Source organism: Bacillus sp. 41-22, assembly GCF_025809295.1.
GTDB classification, from domain to species: Bacteria; Bacillota; Bacilli; order Bacillales; family Bacillaceae_G; genus Bacillus_A; species Bacillus_A mycoides.
The window spans coordinates 1,939,340-1,963,310 of record NZ_CP084035.1; the positions used below are offsets into that span (position 1 = coordinate 1,939,340).

The following is a 23,971-nucleotide window of genomic DNA, read 5'->3' on the forward strand; positions in this document are numbered from 1 at the left end:
GGGAGTGTTTACAGTGAATCCGTTATTATTCGATTTTCCTTCTGAATTTTATACTGACAGGCTTTTTATTCGAATGCCAAAACCAGGTGATGGTAAAGTTGTATATGACGCAATTCAAGCTTCAATACAAGAATTAAAACCTTGGATGGTCTTTGCACAAAAAGAGCAAACAGAGGAAGAAATAGAAGAGAGTATTAGAAAATCGCATATTCAATTTTTGCAGCGTGAGGATTTGAGATTACTAGTTTTTTCGAACGAAACAGGTGAATTTATTGCATCTGCCGGATTACATCGTATTAATTGGGATATACCTCAATTTGAAATCGGGTATTGGATTGATTCAAGGTTTAGTGGAAAGGGCTATATGGTAGAGGCTGCAAAGGGTATAACAGATTATGCTTTCACTGAATTGAAAGCAAACCGCGTAGAAATTCGTTGTGATTCTCTAAATAAGAAGAGTAGAGCGATACCAGAGAAATTAGGCTTTAAATTAGAGGGTACTTTAGAAAGCGCGAGTGTTGCGGTGGATGGAAATGGATTAAGGGATATGTGTGTATTTGCAATGACGAGAAATACATATGAAAAAGAAGAGCTGTAAAGAAACAGCTCTTCTTTTTGTTTATTATGGTACAGGATGTCCATTAGAGCTTTCGAAAATTGTAAACCATTGTTGGCGGTCTAAGTTAACTTTTGTAGCAAGCGCGGCTGTTTTCACACGATCTAATTTACCAGATCCAACGATTGGCATCATGTTAGCTGGATGAGCGAGTAACCATGCATACATAACAGTATCGATGCTAGTAACACCTAGTTCAGTAGCAACTTTTTGTAAAGTTTCACGTACACGTATGGCACGTTCTGATTGACCAGTAAAGATTTCACCACCAGCAAGAGGTGACCAAATCATTGGATTGATTCGTTTTTCTTGGCATAAATCAATCGTACCTTTTTCAAAATGCTCGATTTGCATCGCAGATACTTCAATTTGATTTGTAATGAGCGGGAAATCTAAATACGAACTTAACATATTAAATTGTGAAGGTAAAAAGTTAGATACACCGAAGTGGCGAACTTTGCCTTCTTGCTTTAAGCGTGAGAACGCTTCTGCCACTTCAGTTGGATCCATAAATGGATCTGGACGATGGATGAGCAATACATCAATATAATCTGTATGTAAGTTTTGTAATGAATCCTCCGCGCTTTTTATTATATGTTCAGCACTCGTATTGTAGTGAGCAACATATCGCTCTGGAAATTTAGGGGATGGGGGAGCGATTCCACATTTAGTGATGATTTGCATATTTTCGCGTAAGGAAGGCTTGAGTTGTAACGCTTCTCCAAACAATCCTTCACATGTATATCCGCCATAAATATCAGCGTGATCGAAAGTAGTAATCCCCAAATCCATACAGTCTTCAATAAAAGAAAGTAACTCTTGCTTTGTCATATTCCATTCTGCTAAACGCCAGAACCCTTGAATAATACGAGAAAATTCTAGTGTTTCGGCCATTTGAACTCGTTCCATTATAAGTACCCCCCTTGATGAATGATAATATTTTTGAAAAGGCTTTCTTGCTACATATTATTATATAGTTACCCGGTTGGACATACAATAAATATGTTTTGCTACAAAAACGTTTTTCTCTATATGCTATAATGTAGAAACATATAGCTATAAGGAGATGTAAGGAATGATTCCAGTAACAATACTAACTGGTTTTCTTGGATCAGGGAAAACGACATTATTAAATCGAATTTTATCAGAGGATCACGGCAAGAAATTAGCAGTGATTGTAAATGAAATAGGGCAAATTGGTATCGATAATCAATTAATTATGAACGTTGAAGAAGAAATTATGGAAATGACAAACGGTTGTTTATGCTGTACTGTGCGTGAAGATTTACTTGTTGCTTTAAAACAATTACTGGATGTGAAAGCAGAAGGGAAAATGGACTTTGATGGATTAGTAATTGAAACAACAGGTCTTGCAAATCCAGGTCCGATTATTCAAACTTTCTTTTTAGATCCAGTTATTCAATCTGCATACCAAATTAACGGTGTTGTAACAGTTGTAGATAGCTATCATATACATAAACATTTTGAAAAGGGACTAGAAGCAAAAGAACAAATTGCCTTTGCTGATGTTGTGTTAGTTAATAAATTAGATTTAATTGAAGAAAATGAGAAAGAAAATCTCTTGCATGAACTTCAAGGAGTTAACCCGACTGCAAAGTTAATCGAGGCGACTAACTGTGAGGTAGATATTCCATCGTTATTACAAATTCAAACGTTTAAAACGAAAGATACGCTGCAAATTTACCCTCATACAGAACATAACCATCTAGAAGGTGTAAAATCGTTTGTACTACGTGAAGAACGTCCGTTAGATTTACAAAAATTGAATGAGTGGATGTCAGCTGTCGTTCAAGAACTAGGGGAGCATTTATATCGCTACAAAGGAATTTTATCTATTGATGGAGTAGATAAACGTATTGTTTTCCAAGGTGTGCATACGTTATTTGCTGCTTCGTACGATAGAGAGTGGCAAGAGGGCGAAGAGCGAGTAAGTGAAGTAGTTTTCATCGGAAGAGATATTAATAAAGAATGGTTCCAAGAACATTTTGAAGAATGTGTGAAATAAGTCTGCGTAAATCGCAGGCTTATTTTTTATGAGCATTTTAATGAGATAATACTAGATTACAAAAATGAAGTAATAAGGGAACGAAACTAAAAATAGAAAACATAACATTGATAAATGCATAATAAAAAGCCTGTTTTCACAGACTTGTATTTTCATCTATAAGTAATTCCATTACAACACCTACAACTGGACCTTCGTCATCAATATCCCCATTTAAACGGAAGCCAAATGACTCATATAGTCCCATTGCGTGTTTGTTGTCAGGATGTAAACTTAAATAAATTATTTTACATTCGAATTTTTGTTGCAAGAATTGAATTAGTAAGCGAAGGAAACGTTTTGCGTATCCTTTTCCTTGAAATTGTTGGTCAATCATAAAACGATCTAACCATACACTTTCATGTTTTTGGGAATACCAACCGTACATTGCGTATCCAACGAGTGTTTCTTTGTCATATAAGCCTACTGACGTTCCGTTTTCTTCATATAATGATTCCGCTAAAGAAAACGCATTGCTTTCAATAAACTGCTGCTGGTCTTTTGCTACGTCTAAAGCAGCAACTGAACGCCAATTATTTGCTGTTACTTCACTAATGTGAAGAGTCATAATTCCAACTCACCTTCTAGATTAATATAGCTTAAAAGCTAATATGGATAATTTTACTTGTTATTTTGGTCAAGTCAAGGATAAATACATAAAAAGGCAGCTGAATGACATATTCAGCTGCCTAGAAAATATAGTTGATTAGTTTGTTGCTTCTTTTAAAGTATTTACGTTTTCTTCCATTAATGTGAAGTAATCTTTATTGTTCTTTGCATCATCCTCAGAAATAGTAGCAAGGTGATTTAAGCGTAAAATTTTTGTACCTGTTTCTTTTTGAATAACTGATGCTACTTTTGGAGTAGAGAATGTTTCAAATAAAATATATTGTAGACCGTGCTCTTTTACTGTTTTTGTAATGTCAGCAAGCTGTTTTTGAGATGGTTCATCAGATGCTGAAATTCCAGCGATTGGAATTTGTTTCAAACCGTATCGTTGTTCCCAGTAGCCGTAAGCTGCGTGTGAAACTAATATTTCTTTCGTTTTTGCATTTGCAACAACTGCTTTAAATTGATCATCTAAATCAGTGAATTTTGTTTGTAGTGCTGCAAAGTTTTTTTCGAACTCTTTTTTATGTTCAGGCTGTAATTCTACAAGTGCATTTTTAATTTTTTCTGCTTGTTTCATCGCAAGAGTAGGATCTATCCAAACGTGTGGGTCTTTATCGTGATGATGTTCATCTTCTTTATGACCGTCTCCATGATCGTGCTGCTCTTCTTCAGATGAAGCACGAAGTTCGATATCTTTAGATGCATTTACAATTTTTACGTTTTCTTTTTTTAATGATTTTTCCATTTTTTCGGCAAATGGTTCTAATTCTGCGCCGTTATAAACAAATAAATCGGCTTTCGCCACTTGTACAGTCTGCTTTTGACTTGGTTCAAATGTATGAGAATCCGCACCAGGTGGGTAAATTGTTTCTACATTTACATAATCACCACCGATTTTTTTTGCAAAGTCAGCGAGTGGGAAAATGGTTGTATAAACAGAAAGTTTCCCATCTTTTTTCGCTGCACTATCTTTGTTGTTAGAACATCCAGCAAAGATGAGTGTGAAAATAAGTATAAATGAAAATAGAGCTAATTTTTTAGGCATATAATTCTCCTCTTTTCTTTTTTACAATTATATTTTCTCCAAATATAAGAAGAAAATATCGTTTTAATACAAAACGGAATAATTACGTTTTAGTTTGCGAACCTAGTATAATACATCTTTATGAAAGTTGCAATAAATAATAATCATTACGATTTGATTTTGTAATAAATCTGTCAAAAAGAAAGGTATTAATTTTTATGATTGGTGCATATGTGACAATGTTACTTTCATATATTGGGAGGGAGCAGAAAAAAGGGGATGAGCGCTTGGGTTACTTCATGGAAGCTATCTTATTAATACTTGCGGTTGTTTTGCCATTATCTTTTGTTTTAATTTTTTTAAGAAGACTAATAAGTAATTTAGGGGATGCTACAACAATTACAAAATTGCCAGCAGAAGAAAAAGAAGAGAAAAAAGAGTAAGTAAAGCACTATGCATACGCATAGTGCTTTACTTATGGTAAAATGGGAGAACGGAAACTCCTGTTAGCGACGATTAGCTATAGGAGAGAATAGTAAATAAAGAGGTATACACATATATGAATAAGCGAACAGCGTTAGTACTTGGCGCAAGTGGGTTAGTTGGACAAGAAATAACGCGACTATTACTTGACTCAGATTACTACGATTCGGTTACTATTTTTGTAAGGGAACCATTACAATTACAGCATGAGAAATTGCAACAGAAACAGGTGGATTTTTCAGTATTAGAGGAATACAAAGAATTTTTTGCAGTAGATGATGTTTTTAGTTGCTTAGGAACAACGATAAAAAAAGCGAAGTCGAAGTCGAATTTTAAAAAAGTAGATTATGAATATACATTACGAGCTGCCTGCTTAGCTGAAAAACAAGGCGTGCAAAATTTTCTTGTTATTTCATCAATGGGAGCAAAACCTAAATCATTTTTCTTTTACTCGCAAGTGAAGGGGAAAATGGAAGAGGAGCTGAAAAAGCTAGTTATTGGTGGCATACATATTTTCAGGCCGTCATTATTAGTTGGAAATCGACAAGAATATCGTTTTGGGGAAAGAATGGCTGAGAAATTATCTCGTATTCTTCCGTTTATATTTAAAGGGGCTTTTAAAAAGTATAAACCAATTTCAGCTAAAGATGTGGCGAAAGGAATGTATATAACAGCGCTACGTGAAGAATCGGGTATTCATATTTATAATTCAAATGAAATTACAACGATAGAATAAATAAAACCGAGAAGAATGACTTTTACTGAAAGACAAAGGAAATAGAGTTTTAGGCTTGGATTAACAGTAAATACACGTTGTTTAACACTTATACTAAAATGAAAGAGGAGTGGGGAATCCACTCCTTTTATCACGACAATTTTATTCCACTTTTATCCCTCATACGTCTCAAATAACCTTTTCAAATACGCCTGATTTCCTTTCGTGATATACTGCTCAGTTTCTATTAAACGCGTTGCTAATTCGGACTTCGTTAGACGCATATACTGTCTGTAAACATTCTTTAAATTCCTGTCAGACTTTAATTGTTCAAACTCGTGAAAAGCATGTTTTTCATTTTGTCGATAGGGAAGGTGCTTTTTGATCTCTTTTTGTTTTTTCTTATAACTCTTACTCTTTTCTTTATAATACGCATAGATTTTTTCATGATTTCTTATAGTATTAAAATGAATCCCTTGGCCTTGTTCATCGAGTTCTTTTGTCTTTTTAGATACATTGTGCAAGGTAACTTCTTTGCCCTCCGCAAGAAGGGCGTCTATTGCTTTTTTACCTAGTTCGAAGGAGGTAATCCTTCGTTTTTCGTAATCACACTCTAAACCATTTTTATGGTTTTTTTTATTTTCATTACTTCCAAATTAAAACCTTTTTCCCCGTAAAATCCCTTCGTTTTTTCTGCCCATTCTAGATAGTTTAGTAATTCATGCTTTTGTTCTGGTTCGGGTATTTTAGTGCTACGGGTAAAGAAGGCTTGGATTCCACAGTAGTTATTGTTAGTTTAATTGCAGGGGTTTTAGGAATTGCAGCTTTTGTCATTCGTCAAAACTTCTTAGAAAAACCAATTTTAAACTTTAAGATCTTCCTAAACCCTAAATATACATTATCTATTTTCGTGCTAATTACAACTATCTTTGCAATGTATTCGGTGATGATTTCTGTACCGTTATTTTTGCAGAACATTCAAGGCATGACAGCATTAAAATCAGGATTAATTATGCTTCCAGGTGCGATGATTATGGGATTATTAGCACCAATTAACGGTAAGTTATTTGATTGTTTTGGAATTCGTCCACTTATCCTAATCGGTTTTCCTTTAATGATTGTGGCATCTGTAATTTTAGGGAATCTAGGACTAGAAACCGCTTCGTGGGTTATTTGTTTAACGTATGCTATTCGTTTAATTGGCGTGGGGATGGTTCAAATGTCTCTTCAAACAAATGCACTCAATGCATTAAAGCAAGAAGAAGTATCACATGGTACTGCGATGAACAGTACGTTAGGGCAAACAGTTGGAGCAATAACTTCAAGTCTTATTGTCACGTTGATATCGAATCGTACACAGTTTCATGGTACAGAAATGTTAAAAGAACATAAATCTGAGATGATCGGAATGTCAGCTGATGCGATTCAAAAGCTGAAAAAAACAATTTCAATAGATGCCTTTATTGCTGGGAACAATGACACTTTCTTATAATCAATTGTGGTTGCGGTAATTGGTTTAGGATTGGGATTATGCTTAAAAAGCAAAAAAAGATGGGGGTTTCTAAATAAAATTTGAACTTTAAGATTAGGTTAGATTAGAAATGGATAATTGGTCCTTTGATCTAAAATGTTTTTTTGGGAGAAAATTAATGATATTTTATTATTAGTAAAGTTCTTTCTCTAATATGGTTGTAAAACGTAGATAAAGTATGTTTAATCAATATTTGGAATGAAAACTCTAGATTTTCTATGTAACATAGAAAATTTAGAGCTTTTTATTACCTATAATTACATAAGTCTTATCGTTTTTGCACCAGAACCGATACCCCTACATTTATCTGCCTCTTTGGTAAGGCATCGAATAATCCTTACTTATACCATCGCGATTTCTGATAACTTACATGTAGAGGTATCACTCAATATAACAAAAATGTAATGTTAATGAAATGTAATTCCATCGATACTATAAATGAAATTATATAAAATGAATTACATAAATGAATGAGAGTTAGAGAATTTTTATAATGAAAAAGGAGAAGTATTAATGCGAAATATATTAAATGTAGAAAAAATTGAAAAATATTATGGTAATAAAGATAATGTAACAAAGGCTATAGATAATATTAGTTTTAAGGTAGATGAGGGAGAATTTGTTGGGATAATGGGGCCTTCAGGAAGTGGCAAAACTACATTACTTAACTGTATATCAACTATTGATAATGTTACTACGGGAAAAATAATGATAAATAATAGTGACATTACTCGGTTAAAATCAAAGTCACTAGATAAGTTTAGAAAAAATGAATTAGGGTTTATATTTCAGGACTTTAATTTATTAGATACCCTTACTGCTTATGAAAATATTGCCCTAGCGTTAACAATAAAAGGTGAGAAAAGTTCAAAAATTGATGGGAAAATACAAGCAGTTGCAAAATATTTAGACATTGAACAAGTATTAAGCAAATACCCTTATCAAATGTCAGGCGGACAAAAACAAAGGGTTGGTTCGGCAAGAGCTATCGTAACAGATCCATCTTTAGTACTTGCAGATGAACCAACAGGATCGTTAGATTCTAAATCAGCTAGATTATTACTCGAAAGATTTGAAAGTCTAAATAAGGATTTAAAAGCTACAATACTTATGGTTACTCATGATGCATTTACAGCAAGCTATGCTCGTAGAATTCTTTTTATTAAAGATGGAAAAATATTTATCGAGTTGGTAAGAGGGAATGATTCCAGAAAAGAATTCTTTACTAAAATTATCGAAGTTATAACCCTTCTTGGAGGTGACGATAATAATGTACTCTAAGATTGCTATTGGGAATGTAAAGAAAAGTTTTAAAGATTATGCAATATATTTCTTAACACTAACACTGGCTGTTTGTATATTTTATAGCTTTAACTCAATAGAATCACAAAAGGCACTTATGGAAATTAACGCTTCAGATAGAAAGTATGTGCCTACAGTAATGAACGCTATCTCAAATGTGTCAGTATTTGTATCTGTAATATTAGGTGGTTTAATATTGTATGCAAATAATTTTTTAATTAAAAAACGTAAAAAAGAATTAGGAATATACATGACTTTGGGTATGGGAAGAAGAAACATATCCAGAATATTAGTAATAGAGACATTTCTAGTTGGCGTTATATCTTTAGTGAGTGGACTTATAATAGGTATTGGAGTATCGCAGGGGTTATCTACATTTGCATTAAAGCTATTTGACTTGCCCATCAATAAATATAAATTTGCAATTTCAACAGGTGCTATAGGTAAAAGTGTATTATACTTTGGAATCATGTTTTTACTTGTTATGTTATTTAATGTATATGTTGTTTCTAAATACAAAATAATTGATTTGTTAACAGCAGGTAAAAAAAACGAAGATGTAAAATTTAGAAATCCTCTTATCTATGTAATCATATTTATTATGTGTGTAGCATCACTTGGATATGCATATGTGACTGTACTAAAAATCGGATTGAATTATAATAATCCTATGCTCATGGTATCAATCATACTTGGCATATTAGGTACATTGCTGTTTTTCTTTAGTTTATCTGGATTTATATTATATGTTGTAAAGAAGAATAAAAAAATCTATTTTAAAGGTTTAAATATATTTATCATCAAACAAATAAATAGTAAGGTTAATACAAATTTTATATCCATGTCTGTAATCTGTTTAATGTTATTTCTTACAATGGTGGCTCTATCTACAGGAATCAGCTTTAACAGAATGATGGACGCAACAACGAAAGAAGTAACACCATTTGATGCCAGTATTACGTTGGAGAATAAGGATGAAAGTTACACTATAGAAGACGTATTAAATAAAGCTAATTTTAAAATAAGTAATAACGAAAAATATGTATCTTATAATGTATATCCAACAGGAATGGAAGTGGGGGACTTAGTACCGGAAGTACGTAAAGATTATAAGAAAAGCGGTATGGATTTCATTAAATTATCTGATTATAATAAAATTTTAAATCTTAAAGGTGAAAAGGAAATCACTTTAAATAACAATGAAGTTTTACTTTTATCAAATGATAAGCGGTTGCTTAATTCGATAAATGAAAGATTAAAAAATAGCAATAAGGTGAATATTAAAGAAAAAGAATATCTGGTAAAATACGATAAAGTTATACAAGAGAGTCTTTACACTTCTGATACGCAACCTTATTTCTTCAAAATCGTTATAAATGATGATTTTTTATCAGACTACAAAATTATTGAATCCGTACTTAATGTAAATTATTTAGATGGAAATAGAGAAGAGTATAATAAAAAATATGATAACGTTGCACGGAGCTTTCATGACGAAAATGGCCCGAAATTAAATATTAATCGTATAGCAGGCAAATCAAAGGATGAAGTTTGTGCAGAAATTAAGGGAATGAAAACTATCGTACTGTTTATTGGGATATATATAGGTATTGTATTTTTAATAACGAGTATGGCTGTATTAGCTCTTCAACAATTATCAGAAGCCAGTGATAGCATAGATCGATATAAATCTTTGAAGAGAATTGGTTCAAACGGAACAATGATCGACAAAGCGATTTTCATTCAAACTTTCGTATACTTCAGTCTTCCAGTTTTTCTTGCTTTAATTCATTCTGCAGTTGGAATTTATGTAGTTAATGATTTTATTAACGCATTTCAACAAGTAGACATTACTTTACCAGCATTGATGACTGGCTTAGTATTTCTTGTAGTTTATGTAATATATTTCTACACGACATATGTCGGTTATAAAAATATTGTAAAAAGTAATACTTGATTTTATAATGCTCATTAAGGCTATTACACCTTGTTTCTTAAGATGTAATAGTCTTATATTCTGTATAGGGAGGGAAAAGTCATGAAAAAAATCATTCTGATTGAAGATGATGAAATCATCAGAGAAGAATTACAACATTTTTTTATAAAGTATGGATATGAAGTAAAGGCTCCCACAGATTTTAATCATATTATCGAATATATAGAAAGTGAGAATGCAGACCTTATATTACTAGACATAAATCTTCCTGTGTTTGATGGCTATTATATATGCAGAGAAATACGTAAAACTTCAGATGTTCCAATCTTCATGGTTACAAGCAGAGATAGTGATGTAGATGAACTAATAAGTATGAATTTAGGAGCAGACGATTTTATAACAAAGCCGTATAATACAGAAATACTATTAGCAAGAGTAACAAACATTTTAAGAAGAACAACTGGAGATTTCAAGACGAATCATATCTTAGTTTATAGAGACTTTAATTTAAATCTTTCAAATGCAACAGTTACTTATCAAGACAAGTCTGTAGAATTAACTAAAAATGAAGTTAAAATACTCTCATGCTTAATAAATAATCGCGGAAATATTGTAAAAAGAGATTCACTCATAGAAACTTTATGGAAATCTGATTATTTTGTGGATGATAGCACCTTAACTGTTAATATAAATAGATTAAGAAAAAAGCTTGAAGAGATAGGTATAGAAAATCCAATTGCAACAAGAAGAAGCTTAGGGTATATAATGCCATGAATATAGGTGAATTTATTAAAGATAAAATAGTAGTAATACTATCAAATGTACTGGTATATATCATACTAGCAGGTATATTGCTGACTGCGCACATTCCGTTCATTATCATATTTTTTGTCTTTTGTATTTGGTTTTTTCCATTAATTTCATATATGGCTATAGAAATTATAAGATGTAAAAATTATTATAATGAGATTAACAGCATATTAGAAAACTTGGAGAAAAAATACTTACTTCCAGAGGTAGTAAAGGAAGCAAACTTTATACATGGGGAAAAGCTTAACGCTATACTGAAAGAAGTAAGTAGAGATATGCATGAAAATGTAAAATATTATAGCGATATGCAAACGGATTATAGGGAATATATAGAAACATGGGTACATGAAATTAAGACGCCGATAGCTTCTACAAAGCTAATAATTGAAAATAATCAAAATGAAGTAACTAATAAAATAGACTCACAATTGGATCGAATCGAAGGGTTTGTAGAACAGGTGCTGTATTATTCTCGAAGCAATAATGTCGGTAAGGACTATATTATAAAACCAATCAACCTTGATGATGTAGTAAGAACTGTAATTAAAAGAAATTATAGAGATTTTATTCATAAGAGAATAAAATTAGATATGAAAAATATTAATGAAATCGTATATAGTGATAAAAAATGGGTTGAATTTATTGTTAATCAAATATTAGGAAATTCCATAAAGTACTCAAATAACAAGGAACAAATGATACGTATATACTCAATTAAGAAAGCTAACTCAGTAATACTAACTATAGAGGATAATGGAGTAGGGATAATAACTAAAGATATAAATAGAGTTTTTGAAAAAGGATTTACTGGAGAGAATGGAAGGAGATTTAGCAAAAGTACAGGAATGGGTTTGTACCTATGCGAAAAACTGTGCTCAAAATTAGGAATGAAAATTGGCATTGAATCTGAAGTGAATAAAGGAACTAGAGTTACATTAATATTTCCGTTGTCAGGTATGGTAACTTTTGAGCCTTGTTTATAAAAGAGATGCTGCCATCTTTCCACGAATTTAGTATGAAACTTATAAACAAATTTAAAACGGTATGAAAAGAGTAGAAATTATCTTCATACCGTTTGTATTATTTAGCCATTTAACATATTGGTATATTTAATTGTGAATCGGATGGGTGTTAATCTGGATTAGTCATTACTATTTATGATGTCCACTAATACTTAACGTAAGATTTGGTTCGGTTGCTACACAGACCTCGTAAGCGAGAAATTGTACACTATATAAAACAGTAAAATAAATATCCGATCCCTTAGCGTACAAGGAATTGGATATTTTGTGTCTAAATTGTGTCCAAACGTATATTACAATTAAAGCAAGTATGAATAATTTCAAGTGTTGTTTTATTATGTATTAATTTCAATTTTTTAAGGTCTAATTTAATCAAACTTTATTTTTAAGCTACAACGGTTGCGTTACTTGAAGGGAAATAACCTAAGTTGTTTCTATTTCTCTATTTTATTATTCCACTATAAAGCGCTTTTCTTTAATAAGGTGGCATCTTTTACATGGATAACACTTTTAAGAGATTGAATTTATTTAGGTGAAAAAAATTGTGAAGTATTGTACTTAAAGTAAAGAGGGCAGCTTTAAAAGAAAGGATATAACATATTTGTTGACTTAATGAATGTAGTGATAAATGAGTGATAAAAACATAAAAAATAGGTGTATCAAGCAAAGTGTTGATACACCTTAAAACTACATTGTTAAACAACATGTGTTGTCGTGTAGTATATCTTATATATCTTATATATCTTTAATTATTTTAGATTCAGTATTACATATTCTTCTCGGTTTTATTTATTAGTTTTAATTTTTCCGGGTGCTCGCCCGTATTGATATGGTTCTTTTAATTCAAAGCCAAGTTCATTGGCGGCTATTCTTGGGAAGTATGGATTACGAAGTAACTCGCGTCCGATAAAAATTAAATCTGCTTCGTTATTATTTAAAATTTGCTCTGCTTGTAATCCAGTCGTAATTAATCCAACTGCACCTGTTGCAATGTTAGCATTCTCTTTAATGTGTTTGGCATATTGCACTTGATAACCTGGATATACATCAATATGAGCTGGGACAACTGCACCAGAGCTACAATCGATTAAATCTACCCCTTGTTCTTTCATCCATCCTGTATACTGCACATAATCTTGAACTGTTAACCCGTCAGGATGATAATCATTTGCTGAAATACGAACAAATAACGGTCCGTTCCAAACTTCATTTACAGCATCGATGATTTCGCGTAAGAAACGATAGCGATTTTCAGGTGAGCCCCCGTATTCATCAGTCCGCTTATTGGAAAGCGGAGAAAGAAATTCATTAATAAGATAACCGTGAGCACCATGTAATTCAATAACGTCAACCCCCGCTCGTTTAGAGCGTAAAGCTGCTTTTTGAAAAGCAGAAACAGTTTCTTTAATCTGCTGTTTATTCATTTCTACTGGTATTTTCATTCTATCGTTAAACGGAATTGCTGAGGGAGCGAAAGCATCTGTTTCTAATTCAGCCTTTCTTCCGGCGTGAGCGAGTTGAATGGCTGCTTTTGCACCGTTATTATGTATAAATGTTGTCGTTTTATGTAAGCCTTCAATTAGATTATCATCCCAAATGCCTAAGTCTTTGTTAGAAATTCGTCCTTCAGGTAACACAGCTGTTGCTTCAATCATAACTAAACCTACTTGGCCAGCAGCCCTGGTTCCATAATGGACGAGATGAAAATTAGTTACTTGGCCATCCTCATTTTCTGATGAATACATGCACATAGGTGACATAATGATCCGGTTTTTTAGCGTAACGTCCTTAATTGTATAAGGTGAAAAGAGTTGAAACTCCATCAAATATCCCCCCTTGATTGAATTTTCTTACATTGTATCATCCTCTTTTTTGTTTCCCTAATAAAACGCTTATACGAAAAATTTCGTCTATTCGTGTTACAATAAATAATATGTAATGAATTGGAGGATGACATATGTACCAGGCTTATTATGATAGTGAATTAGGTTTGTTAGAAATTACAGCGAACGAAGAAGGAATTACGTCTGTTATATTTGTTGAAGAAAGAAAAGAAGAACATAAAAATGAACTTGTTGAACAATGTATAAATGAATTAGATGAATACTTTGAAGGAAAAAGAAAAGAGTTTACAGTTCCATTGTCTGCTGAAGGAACACCATTCCAAAAGAATGTATGGGAAGCACTTTACACCGTACCATATGGCGTAAGTGCTTCATATTTAGATATTGCAGAGAAGGTTGGGAATACGAAAGCTGTACGAGCGATAGGAGGGGCAAATAGCCGGAATCCAATTTCAATTATCGTTCCATGCCATCGTGTAATAGGAAAGAGTGGAAAACTTGTTGGGTATGCGGGTGGTTTATGGAGGAAAGAGTGGTTATTGAAACATGAAGGTATTTTAAATAAATCGTAAGAAACAACCTTTGGAACGAGGGAGTTAGCTCGGCTGTCCTAAGACAAATGCGTTAGCTATCAAAAGTAACGATGAACCGAGAAGCCCCCACTTCGGGGTAAGCTCGTAAGAGATACTAAGTGGTGGGTAGTTCACAATGAAGTATGGATGGAAAGAGGGATTGTTTTGAAATGTATAAATTGTGGGCGACCTTGTATTAATGATCAGCTGAATTGTGCAAATTGTCAACGAAACTTGCATAATGAACAAGGTGAAGAAAGCTCGCTAATAGACAAAGAATTAGAAGTATATGTAGGGAGACAATATCCATATTACAAAAGAAAATGGGAGCTTGAGAATAAGCGAATTGCTAGGTGGAGCTGGAATGGTCTGGCTGCTATTTTTAATGTAGGTTGGCTTGGATATCGTAAGTATTACGTACCTGCTGCTTTATTTATACTGTTATTAGTAGCATGTGATGCATTTTCTTATTATATGGGGTTCAACGTAGCATTGCCAATCATTAATATGGTGCCTCTCACGTTTTTATTACTCGTTTTCATTCTATTTGGGATGGGGATTTTTGCAAATGGATTATTTTATCAATTTGCAGAAAGGCGTATATATCGAATAAAAGCACGGGGAATTAAAGATGAATCGGTTGAAAATTATCTCATCCGTGATAGTGGTGGAACGAGTAAAATGGGAGCAACAATCGTTACTATTTTAGCAGTTGCTAGTATTTTGTTTAGTCATTTCTTTTTCCCAACTGATCGGGATATTATTCAAAAAGTTCGTACAAGCTCGCTTTATGAATATCCAGTCTTTTCAATTGGTGAATCGTTCGAAAATTATTTTCAAAATTCAGGATGGATATACTATCGGGGAACGGAAGGATTAGAATTAGTAGAATTTCAGGGGGAGAGTCCTGAGATGCCAAGGAAAAAGGTGACAATTCAATTTATTGTTGATTATAAATTGGGAGAAGTGGAACCATATTCACTTACGATTAACGGTGAATCTAAAAATGAAGAAGAGTTTTTGAAGATAATGGAGGAAATATTTAAAGTTCAAAATCCATTTGATATAGAGGATGGCTTACAAGTAAATGCTATTCAACAAAGCGGAGGGAAAGCAATTTCTGACCGCTTTTTTTCTTTTTATGAAAATAAATATTTAAAATAATCAGAATTTTTTGTATAATAAAATATATTATACAAGTTTTAACTTATACATATAGATTGGGGGAAGGAAGAATGAAGAGAAAGGTAACAACGATTGCTGCAGTTGCATTATCGGCTAGTGTACTGGTTGCGGGATGTGGGAATGGGGAGAAGGCTTCGACAACGAAGAAAGAATCAAGTAAGGGAATGGCAGATAAACAAGTTTTAAATTTGCTAGAAACAGCTGAAATTCCTTCAATGGATACATCTAAATCAACAGATTCTGTATCTTTCCGTGTATTTGTAAATGCAATGGAAGGATTATATCGTCTAGATAAAGATAATAAACCAACTCCAGGTATGGCCAAAGACGTGAAGATTAGTGAAGATAAAAAGACATATACATTTGAATTACGTGATGCAAAATGGTCAAATGGTGATCCAGTTCGAGCACAAGATTTTGTATATGCATGGCAACGTACATTAGATAAAGCAATAGCAGCAGAATATGCATTTATTTTATTTGATGTGAAAAATGCACAGAAAGTAAATAAAGGAGAAGTACCGTCGGATCAATTAGGTGTTAAAGCGAAGGATGATAAAACGTTGGTAGTAGAATTAGAGCAACCAGCACCTTATTTCCTTGAGCTTACTTCGTTCCCTACATTCTTCCCATTAAATGAAAAGTATGTAAAAGGACAAGGGGATAAATACGGATTAGAAGCAGATAAATTATTGTACAATGGACCATTTACAATGAGTGAATGGAAACATGAACAAAGTTACCAGTTAAAGAAAAACCCAAATTATTGGGATAAAGATGCTGTAAAATTACAAGAAATTAATGTGGGTATAGTAAAAGAGACAAGTACTGGGGTAAATTTATATGATAGTGATCAAGCAGACCGTGTCATTTTAAGTTCTGAGTTTGTAGACAAATATAAAAAGAATAAACCAGATGAATTTAAAACGAAGCTAGACCCACGTATGTATTTCCTACGTTTTAATCAAAAAAATGCAACGTTTAAAAATCAAAAGGTTCGTGAGGCGATTGATTTAGCGTACGATAAAAAAGGAATTGCGGATGTAATTTTGAATGATGGATCATTGCCAGCGTATTTCTTAGTACCTGAAAAGTTTACGACAGGACCAGATGGAAAAGACTTCCGTACTGTAAATAAAAATTTCCGTGACAGTAAAGATAATGCTGCGAAAGCAAAAAAACTGTGGGAAGAAGCGAAGAAAGAACTTGGTCAAGATACAATTACAGTAGAATTACTAAATGATGATAACGGTAGTCGTAAAAAAGTGGGCGACTTTATTAAAGAAGAATTAGAGAAAAACTTACCTGGTATTAAAGTGAATTTGAAGCAACAACCATATAAGCAGAAGTTAGATTTAGAAAAGAAATTTGAATATGAATTCTCATTATCTGCATGGAGTCCAGATTATCCAGACCCAATGACATATATTGATATGTTCGTTACTGGAAGCTCATTTAATGAAATGGATTATTCAAATCCGAAGTACGATGATTTAGTAGCAAAATCAAAAGGAGAACTACTAAAAGATGACGCAGCACGCTGGAAAGCACTTGCAGAAGCTGAAAAAATCTTAATTGGTCAAGATGCTGCAATCTCTCCTACGTACCAACAAAGTACAGCTTACTTAGAGAAGACGTATGTAAATGGTATTGCTAACCATACGTTCGGTGGCGACTTTAGTTATAAATGGGCATATATTACAAAGAAATAGTATAATAAAAGATGAGTGAATTTTCGCTCATCTTTTATTTGTTTAGGGAGGAACGTGGAGTGTTGAAAGGAATCAATCATCTTTGTTTTTCAGTATCAAATTTAGAAAACGCTATTATGTTTTATGAAAGAGTGCTAGAAGGAGAACTATTAGTTAAAGGGAGAAAACTTGCATATTTCAATATATGTGGAGTATGGATAGCACTGAACGAAGAGGCACATATTCCAAGAAAGGAGATTCATCAATCTTATACGCACCTCGCATTTTCTGTTGAACAAGAAGACTTTGAACGCTTACTGCAGCGATTAGAAGAAAATAAAGTTCATATTTTACAAGGAAGAGAGCGTGATGTGAGAGATTGTGAGTCTATATATTTTGTTGATCCTGATGGTCATAAATTTGAGTTTCATTCAGGGACGTTACAAGACCGTCTAAATTATTATAGGGAAGAAAAACCTCATATGACATTTTACTAAGGGGGGAAGAAGTTGCATGCACTTGTAATTGGTGGAACAGGAATGTTAAAGAAAGTTTCTATGTGGCTTTGTGATCAAGGATTTCGTGTGTCTGTTATTGGACGAGATGAAGTGAAATTAGAAAATGTTAAGCAAGCTAGTTCGGCACCAGAAAATATTACATGTCTTCCTTTAGATTATCAAAATGACGATGGTCTAAAGCGATCTATTACAAATACAATTGAACAGAATGGTCCAATTATATTAGTAGTTGCATGGGTACATTCGAGTGCTAAGCATGCATTACGACTCATTTGTAATGAAGTTGAATTGTCATCGGAAAAGTATAGTTTATTTCATATATTAGGTAGTAGTGCATCGCGTACGAAGTCACAAAAAATAGGTGGGACATTATGTAGTTATTATAGAATTATATTAGGGTTTATTTTAGAAGATACATATGCAAGATGGCTTACTCATGAAGAGATTGCTGACGGAGTTATAAAAGGAATTGAAAGTAAATGCACAGAATGGATTGTAGGGAGAGTAGAGCCGTGGGAATCGCGGCCAAAATGGTAAGGGGGCATGTGAAATGAAGACAACGGTATATGTAACAAGGCACGGTGAAACAGAATGGAATGTAGCAGGGCGGATGCAAGGACGGAAAAATTCAGCATTAACAGAGAATGGTATGATACAAGCGAAACAATTAGGGGAGCGTATGAAGGATTTACCACTCCATGCCATATATAGTAGTCCAAGCGAAAGAACGCTTCATACTGCTGAATTGATTAAAGGGGAACGCGATCTTCCAATTATAGAAGATGAACGTTTCTATGAAATAAACATGGGGATATGGGAAGGGCAAACAATTGCTGACTTGGAAATGCAATATCCAGAAGAAGTACATTTATTTTGGAATGAACCACATCTTTTTCAGTCAACATCAGGGGAAAACTTTGCGGCCGTTCATAAAAGAGTAATTGAAGGGATACACTTTCTTTTAGAAAAGCATAAAGGAGAAAATATTTTAATAGTTACTCATGCTGCAGCAGCGAAATTACTCGTAGGGCATTTTGCAGGTTTTGAAATTGAACATGTATGGGAAGAGCCATTTATGCATAGCGCGAGTCTTAGTGTGATTGAATTTGATGAAAACCGTGGTAAAGTAAAACAATTTGCAGATATAAGTCATTTTCAGTAAACGTAAAAAAGGCCGCAATGCGGCCTTTTTTGGTGGACATAAAAAACTAGCAATTACGTTTTTTATACCAGAAGTGATCGAATTTCTTATTCTTGCAAGAAGAAGACTTGTGTCTGCTATCTTTGCAATCGTCCCATTTGTGCCCATCATCATGACAGTCCTTACCATGATCCCACGAATCATCACAAGAACCATGATGGCTATGAGGGAAAAATACACATTTTTTACAGAAACATCGTTTTGTCCAGAAACATTTCTTTTCAAAGCGAACGCATTTTGTAACGAAAGTACATTTTTTCACGCGAGTACGTTTTGTAACTATAACGCATTCTTTTCTGCGAGTAACCTTTGTAACGAAAGTCCATTTTTGAACGCGTACACGAGTACATTTTGTAACAAAAGTCCATTTTTTTACATGAGTACATTTTGTAACGAAAGTACAATGTTTCACGCGAGTACATCTTGTTCTTGGACATTTACGCCCTGTTGTACATTTACGCCCTGTTGTACATTTACGCCCTGTTGTACATTTACACCCTGTTGTACATTTATGATGATCATCATCGCAATCAAAAGTACTTGGATCTTGGTGTAAGAAATCCTCCATCCCAGCACTTTTGATTTCTTCAACAGCTTTTCTAATGTCACGTTTCATAGAAATCCTCCTTATCGTGTATTAAATTGAACAAGTATTCTTTTTCCTTAACATGATATGAGATTAGGTTTCTTTCTGAACAAGACAAGAGTGTAATTTTATATAAATAGATGATAGCGGATGTATGGACAAGACAAGGCGCATACATTGAATGAAGAGAATAGAGAAGGGATGAGAATATATGCTACCTTCATATGAATTTTTTATTCATCCAATGTACTTAGTGGAAATGAAAAAAGACATTTGGTCAGATAGTCCAGTGCCAGCAAAGTTAACATATGGAAAAAAGAAGTATGATATTGATATCGTTTATCGGGGTGCTCATATTCGTGAGTTTGAGAAAAAGTCATATCATGTTCAGTTTTATAAACCGAAAAAATTTCTAGGTGTGAAGGAATTTCATTTAAACTCTGAATTTATGGATCCATCCCTTATTCGTAACAAATTATCATTAGACTTTTTTAATGATATTGGGGTACTTTCACCGAAGTCACAGCATGTGTTTATAAAAATAAATGGTCAAACCCAAGGTGTATATTTACAGTTAGAATCGGTTGATGAAAACTTTTTAAAAAGTAGAGGGTTGCCGAGTGGTTCTATTTATTATGCGATAGATGATGACGCAAATTTTTCTCTAATGAGCGAGAGAGATAAAGATGTTAAAACTGAGCTTTTTGCAGGGTATGAATTTAAATGTTCGAATGAAAATAGTGAAGAGCAACTTAGTGAATTCGTTTTTCAAGCAAATACACTATCGAGGGATGAGTATGAAAAAGGGATCGGAAAATACCTTAATGTTGATAAATATTTACGTTGGTTAGCGGGAGTTATTTTGACTCAAAACTTTGATGGTTTTGTTCATAACTATGCACTGTATCATAATGATGAAACAAATTTATTTGAAGTGATACCGTGGGATTACGATGCGACTTGGGGGCGGGATGTACAAGGGAGACCGCTTAATCATGAGTACATTCGGATTCAAGGGTATAATACGTTAAGTGCAAGATTGTTAGATATACCTGTTTTTAGAAAACAATATCGAAGTATTTTGGAAGAAATATTAGAAGAACAATTTACCGTTTCGTTTATGATGCCGAAAGTAGAAGGTTTGTGTGAATCGATTCGTCCATATTTACTACAAGATCCATATATGAAAGGAAAATTAGAAACATTTGATCAAGAAGCTGATATGATTGATGAATATATAAATAAAAGAAGGAAGTATATACAAGACCACTTACATGAATTGGATTAATTTTGAAAGAGATTGGAACATTATCAATCTCTTTTTTTGTATAATAAAGATGTATCGATTGAATTGACGTAATATTTACTTAATAAAGAATGGAGATGTGGAAACATGACGGTCAAGTGGATTGATTGGGTAAAACAAATACAATCTATAGCTCAAGCGGGTTTAACGTATTCTAAGGATGTATATGATATAGAGCGTTTCCAACAATTACGGGACATTTCAGTTTCAATGATGTCACATTATACAAAGACAGATTGGGAAGTAGTAGAGAATTTATTTGCAAGTGAGACAGGCTATCAAACACCTAAAGTTGATATACGGGCAGTTATTTTTCAAAATGAAAAACTATTATTTGTGAAAGAAAAAAGTGATAGGAAATGGGCATTGCCAGGTGGATGGGCTGATGTTGGTTATACGCCAACAGAAGTAGCAGCAAAAGAAGTTTTAGAGGAGACGGGCTATGAAGTAGATGATTTTAAGCTACTCGCTATATTTGATAAAGAAAAACATCAACCATCGCCTTCAGCAACACATGTATATAAAATTTTTATTGGCTGTAAGATTATTGGTGGCGAAAAGAAAACTAGTATTGAAACAGAAGATGTGGAGTTTTTTGATGAGAATGAATTGCCTAATTTATCGATTGCTAGAAATACAGAAGAGCAAATTAAAGAAATGTTTGCCTACATGAAAGAACCTCAAAAAGAAATATTAATAGATTAATAATGCTTATGCCGATGATATTGTTGAAATGAAGATATTGGCAGAATGCAACCTTTATGTAATAATGGGATGGTATGTGAAGAAAAAAGGAGATAGAAAAGAAAATGTTAGCAAACATAATAGATCAGTTATTGCAATTCTTTGCAAGTCTAGGTTACTTTGGAGTAGCACTAGCTTTAATGATTGAAATTATCCCGAGTGAAATTGTACTTTCGTATGCTGGCTTTTTAGTCGCAGATGGTAAAATTAGCTTTGTCGGTGCAGTTATTGCTGGAACAATCGGTGGTACTTTAGCGCAAATCTTTTTATATTGGCTTGGATACTATGGAGGACGTCCAGTTGTAGAGAAATATGGAAAATATCTACTTATTAATAAACACCATTTAGACATAGCAGAAAATTGGTTTAAGCGTTACGGAGCTGGAGTAATATTTTCGGCACGTTTTATCCCAATTGTACGTCATGCAATCTCTATTCCGGCAGGACTAGCTAAGATGCCATTAAAACTTTTCACACTGTATACAGTTGTAGCGATTATTCCATGGTCAATACTATTTATATACTTAGGTGAAAAGCTTGGTGGAAATTGGCGACATATTAAAGAGTATGCATCTGATTACACACATTACATAATTATAGGGGCTGTTCTCTTTGTTGCTCTATACTTCGGTTTAAAGTATTTAAAAAAGAAAAAAGCAGCGCGTTAAAGTCAATGATTTTTCATTGGCTTTTTTTATTGTTTCAGTTCTAAAAAAAAGGAGTTGTCCATAATGTGTAATAATAAAGCGTAGCGGGGGAATGTGATGAAAGGATCACCGTTTTTACGTGGAACGATATTTTTAACGATGGCAACGATGATATCTAAAATGTTAGGGTTTATATATGTTATACCATTTACAGCAATGGTGGGTACGAGTGGGTACGTATTATATACGTATGCATACCGTCCTTATACAATTATGCTTAGTATTGCAACGATGGGATTGCCACTTGCCGTTTCAAAAATGGTTTCAAAATATGATCAACTCAATGATTATCACACTGTTAAGAGAGTGCTAAAGAGTGGTATCGTTTTTATGGTCATTATGGGCGTTATTTCTTGTTTAGCATTATATATGTTAGCACCACATTTAGCTAAACTTGTGATTGATGGAAATGATCAGTCGGGTAATAGTGTGGTAGCTGTCACACACAATATTCAAATTGTAAGTTTTGCGTTAATACTCGTTCCTGTAATGAGCTTGTTACGTGGTTTCTTTCAAGGTTTTCAATCTATGGGACCTTCTGCACTCAGTGTAGTTGTAGAGCAATTTTTTCGGGTCTTAACTATTTTGATAGGAAGCTTTGTCGTTTTATATGTTATAAAAGCTTCTGTTTCGTTGGCAGTTGGTATTTCAACGTTTGGAGCATTTATGGGAGCACTAGGTGGATTAAGTGTTTTAAGTGCGTATTATATAAGAAGGAGAAAACATTTAAAGAAAAAAGAGATTGCCAGTATACCACAAACGACGAAAACTTTTTTTTCGTTGTATAGAGAACTGTTTACATATTCTATTCCTTTCGTTGTAGTTGGATTAGCGATTCCGTTATATCAGACGATTGATACATTTACAATTAATAAGCTACTTATACAAGTAGGATATATGCAAGGAGAAGCAGAAAAGATTAATGCGATTATTGGCCTTGTTCAGATGGTTGTACTTATCCCGGTTTCTGTTGCAACAGCTTTTAGTATGTCCCTTGTACCTGAGATGACGAAAGCTTATACAGCGGGAAATGAGAAGCTACTGTATAAACACTTTACAAGGACAAATTTATTAGTGGTAGGAATTACCGTACCGGCGGCGATTGGAATGATGATCTTAGCAAAACCAGTGTATACTCTTTTATTTGGTGCTGGAAATGATCCGGAGATGGGCAGTATTATTTTGCAGTACTATGCTCCTGCTTGTATACTATTCTCACTATTTACAGTAACCGCTGCCATGTTACAAGGAATTAATCAACAACAGAAAACAGTGCTAGGATTAGTAATCGGAATAACTGTGAAGATCGTTTTAAATATTGTATTGCTACCGTATTTTGATTATGTAAGTTTTATCATTTCAACATACGCTGGCTATACGATTTCAGTCGGCTTTAACTTGTGGATGCTTTCTAAATATGTTATAAAGGCAACATAAGCTTTTTTAAAGGCAGAGAACACTCTGTCTTTTTCTATGTTTACAAGATTTTTCTTAAAAAAAC

The 23,971-nt window shown here is 33.4% G+C and carries 24 protein-coding genes; 19 read left to right on the forward strand and 5 right to left on the reverse strand.

Features of this window, described 5'->3' with window-relative positions; genetic code table 11:
* Window positions 1-13 precede the first annotated feature (13 nt).
* Entirely contained in the window at window positions 14-598 is a 585-nt protein-coding gene (locus tag LCF45_RS09955; RefSeq protein WP_002126982.1) for a GNAT family N-acetyltransferase, read from the forward strand.
* Between the two features lie 24 nt (window positions 599-622).
* Here the strand turns inward: LCF45_RS09955 and LCF45_RS09960 are convergent, their stop codons facing one another.
* Window positions 623-1,525, reverse strand: a complete 903-nt coding sequence (locus LCF45_RS09960) for an aldo/keto reductase (RefSeq protein ID WP_002126983.1) — start codon at window positions 1,523-1,525, stop codon at window positions 623-625.
* A gap of 166 nt (window positions 1,526-1,691) precedes the next feature.
* Between LCF45_RS09960 and LCF45_RS09965 the strand changes: the two genes are divergently transcribed.
* Complete coding sequence (locus LCF45_RS09965) at window positions 1,692-2,642, forward strand: CobW family GTP-binding protein (protein ID WP_078203191.1); 951 nt, start codon at window positions 1,692-1,694, stop codon at window positions 2,640-2,642.
* A gap of 136 nt (window positions 2,643-2,778) precedes the next feature.
* Here the strand turns inward: LCF45_RS09965 and LCF45_RS09970 are convergent, their stop codons facing one another.
* A complete protein-coding gene (locus LCF45_RS09970; RefSeq protein ID WP_078203192.1) occupies window positions 2,779-3,249 on the reverse strand; it encodes a GNAT family N-acetyltransferase in 471 nt (156 codons plus the stop codon).
* Window positions 3,250-3,387: 138 nt separating this feature from the next.
* Entirely contained in the window at window positions 3,388-4,338 is a 951-nt protein-coding gene (locus tag LCF45_RS09975) for a metal ABC transporter substrate-binding protein (protein WP_002031461.1), read from the reverse strand.
* 197 nt (window positions 4,339-4,535) lie between these two features.
* Here LCF45_RS09975 and LCF45_RS09980 point away from each other — a divergent pair, with 197 nt between their 5' ends.
* From LCF45_RS09980 to LCF45_RS10010, 7 genes are all read left to right on the forward strand, one after another.
* Window positions 4,536-4,760, forward strand: coding sequence for a hypothetical protein (locus LCF45_RS09980; protein ID WP_002012427.1), 225 nt, complete (start codon window positions 4,536-4,538; stop codon window positions 4,758-4,760).
* Window positions 4,761-4,876: 116 nt separating this feature from the next.
* Complete coding sequence (locus tag LCF45_RS09985; protein ID WP_003188777.1) at window positions 4,877-5,536, forward strand: oxidoreductase; 660 nt, start codon at window positions 4,877-4,879, stop codon at window positions 5,534-5,536.
* 748 nt (window positions 5,537-6,284) lie between these two features.
* Complete coding sequence (locus LCF45_RS09990) at window positions 6,285-7,007, forward strand: MFS transporter (protein WP_231348501.1); 723 nt, start codon at window positions 6,285-6,287, stop codon at window positions 7,005-7,007.
* A gap of 552 nt (window positions 7,008-7,559) precedes the next feature.
* Entirely contained in the window at window positions 7,560-8,327 is a 768-nt protein-coding gene (locus LCF45_RS09995; protein ID WP_001244390.1) for an ABC transporter ATP-binding protein, read from the forward strand.
* Complete coding sequence (locus LCF45_RS10000; RefSeq protein WP_078203196.1) at window positions 8,317-10,305, forward strand: FtsX-like permease family protein; 1,989 nt, start codon at window positions 8,317-8,319, stop codon at window positions 10,303-10,305. Before LCF45_RS09995 ends, LCF45_RS10000 begins: the two co-directional genes overlap by 11 nt.
* A gap of 81 nt (window positions 10,306-10,386) precedes the next feature.
* Window positions 10,387-11,058, forward strand: coding sequence for a response regulator transcription factor (locus LCF45_RS10005; protein ID WP_000720522.1), 672 nt, complete (start codon window positions 10,387-10,389; stop codon window positions 11,056-11,058).
* Window positions 11,055-12,077: a sensor histidine kinase gene (locus tag LCF45_RS10010; protein WP_078203197.1), complete on the forward strand. Its 1,023-nt coding sequence runs from the start codon at window positions 11,055-11,057 to the stop codon at window positions 12,075-12,077. The genes LCF45_RS10005 and LCF45_RS10010 overlap by 4 nt, the downstream gene beginning before the upstream one ends.
* 824 nt (window positions 12,078-12,901) lie before the next feature.
* Here the strand turns inward: LCF45_RS10010 and namA are convergent.
* Window positions 12,902-13,939, reverse strand: a complete 1,038-nt coding sequence (gene namA, locus LCF45_RS10015; RefSeq protein ID WP_078203198.1) for an NADPH dehydrogenase NamA — start codon at window positions 13,937-13,939, stop codon at window positions 12,902-12,904.
* Between the two features lie 134 nt (window positions 13,940-14,073).
* Here namA and LCF45_RS10020 point away from each other — a divergent pair, with 134 nt between their 5' ends.
* The 6 genes from LCF45_RS10020 to LCF45_RS10045 all read left to right on the forward strand — a co-directional run bounded on the left by LCF45_RS10020 (window position 14,074) and on the right by LCF45_RS10045 (window position 19,088).
* A complete protein-coding gene (locus tag LCF45_RS10020) occupies window positions 14,074-14,532 on the forward strand; it encodes a methylated-DNA--[protein]-cysteine S-methyltransferase (protein WP_002126991.1) in 459 nt (152 codons plus the stop codon).
* A 165-nt stretch (window positions 14,533-14,697) separates the two neighbouring features.
* The gene (locus LCF45_RS10025; RefSeq protein WP_002126993.1) at window positions 14,698-15,696 is read left to right on the forward strand and encodes a DUF2628 domain-containing protein; all 999 of its coding nucleotides are present in this window, start codon (window positions 14,698-14,700) and stop codon (window positions 15,694-15,696) included.
* Between the two features lie 71 nt (window positions 15,697-15,767).
* Window positions 15,768-17,429 (forward strand): peptide ABC transporter substrate-binding protein, encoded by a 1,662-nt coding sequence (locus tag LCF45_RS10030; RefSeq protein WP_002126994.1) that lies wholly within the window; start codon window positions 15,768-15,770, stop codon window positions 17,427-17,429.
* A gap of 59 nt (window positions 17,430-17,488) precedes the next feature.
* On the forward strand, window positions 17,489-17,905 hold the full coding sequence (gene fosB / locus LCF45_RS10035; protein WP_002148565.1) for a FosBx1 family fosfomycin resistance bacillithiol transferase: 417 nt from the start codon (window positions 17,489-17,491) through the stop codon (window positions 17,903-17,905).
* Between the two features lie 12 nt (window positions 17,906-17,917).
* The gene (locus LCF45_RS10040) at window positions 17,918-18,463 is read left to right on the forward strand and encodes a short-chain dehydrogenase (RefSeq protein ID WP_016126797.1); all 546 of its coding nucleotides are present in this window, start codon (window positions 17,918-17,920) and stop codon (window positions 18,461-18,463) included.
* 13 nt (window positions 18,464-18,476) lie between these two features.
* A complete protein-coding gene (locus tag LCF45_RS10045) occupies window positions 18,477-19,088 on the forward strand; it encodes a phosphoserine phosphatase 1 (protein WP_002012438.1) in 612 nt (203 codons plus the stop codon).
* A gap of 46 nt (window positions 19,089-19,134) precedes the next feature.
* On the opposite strand, the gene exsB is transcribed toward LCF45_RS10045, so the two are convergent.
* Window positions 19,135-19,743 (reverse strand): exosporium protein ExsB, encoded by a 609-nt coding sequence (gene exsB, locus LCF45_RS10050; RefSeq protein ID WP_002031474.1) that lies wholly within the window; start codon window positions 19,741-19,743, stop codon window positions 19,135-19,137.
* A 181-nt stretch (window positions 19,744-19,924) separates the two neighbouring features.
* Between exsB and cotH the strand changes: the two genes are divergently transcribed.
* The 4 genes from cotH (at window position 19,925) to LCF45_RS10070 (ending at window position 23,907) form a co-directional block, all read left to right on the forward strand.
* Window positions 19,925-21,001: a spore coat protein CotH gene (gene cotH / locus LCF45_RS10055; RefSeq protein WP_050000246.1), complete on the forward strand. Its 1,077-nt coding sequence runs from the start codon at window positions 19,925-19,927 to the stop codon at window positions 20,999-21,001.
* Window positions 21,002-21,106: 105 nt separating this feature from the next.
* The gene (locus tag LCF45_RS10060) at window positions 21,107-21,724 is read left to right on the forward strand and encodes an NUDIX hydrolase N-terminal domain-containing protein (protein ID WP_002031477.1); all 618 of its coding nucleotides are present in this window, start codon (window positions 21,107-21,109) and stop codon (window positions 21,722-21,724) included.
* A gap of 104 nt (window positions 21,725-21,828) precedes the next feature.
* On the forward strand, window positions 21,829-22,431 hold the full coding sequence (locus tag LCF45_RS10065; protein ID WP_002031481.1) for an undecaprenyl phosphate transporter UptA: 603 nt from the start codon (window positions 21,829-21,831) through the stop codon (window positions 22,429-22,431).
* Between the two features lie 96 nt (window positions 22,432-22,527).
* Window positions 22,528-23,907 (forward strand): putative polysaccharide biosynthesis protein, encoded by a 1,380-nt coding sequence (locus LCF45_RS10070; RefSeq protein ID WP_002031482.1) that lies wholly within the window; start codon window positions 22,528-22,530, stop codon window positions 23,905-23,907.
* Window positions 23,908-23,971 lie beyond the last annotated feature (64 nt).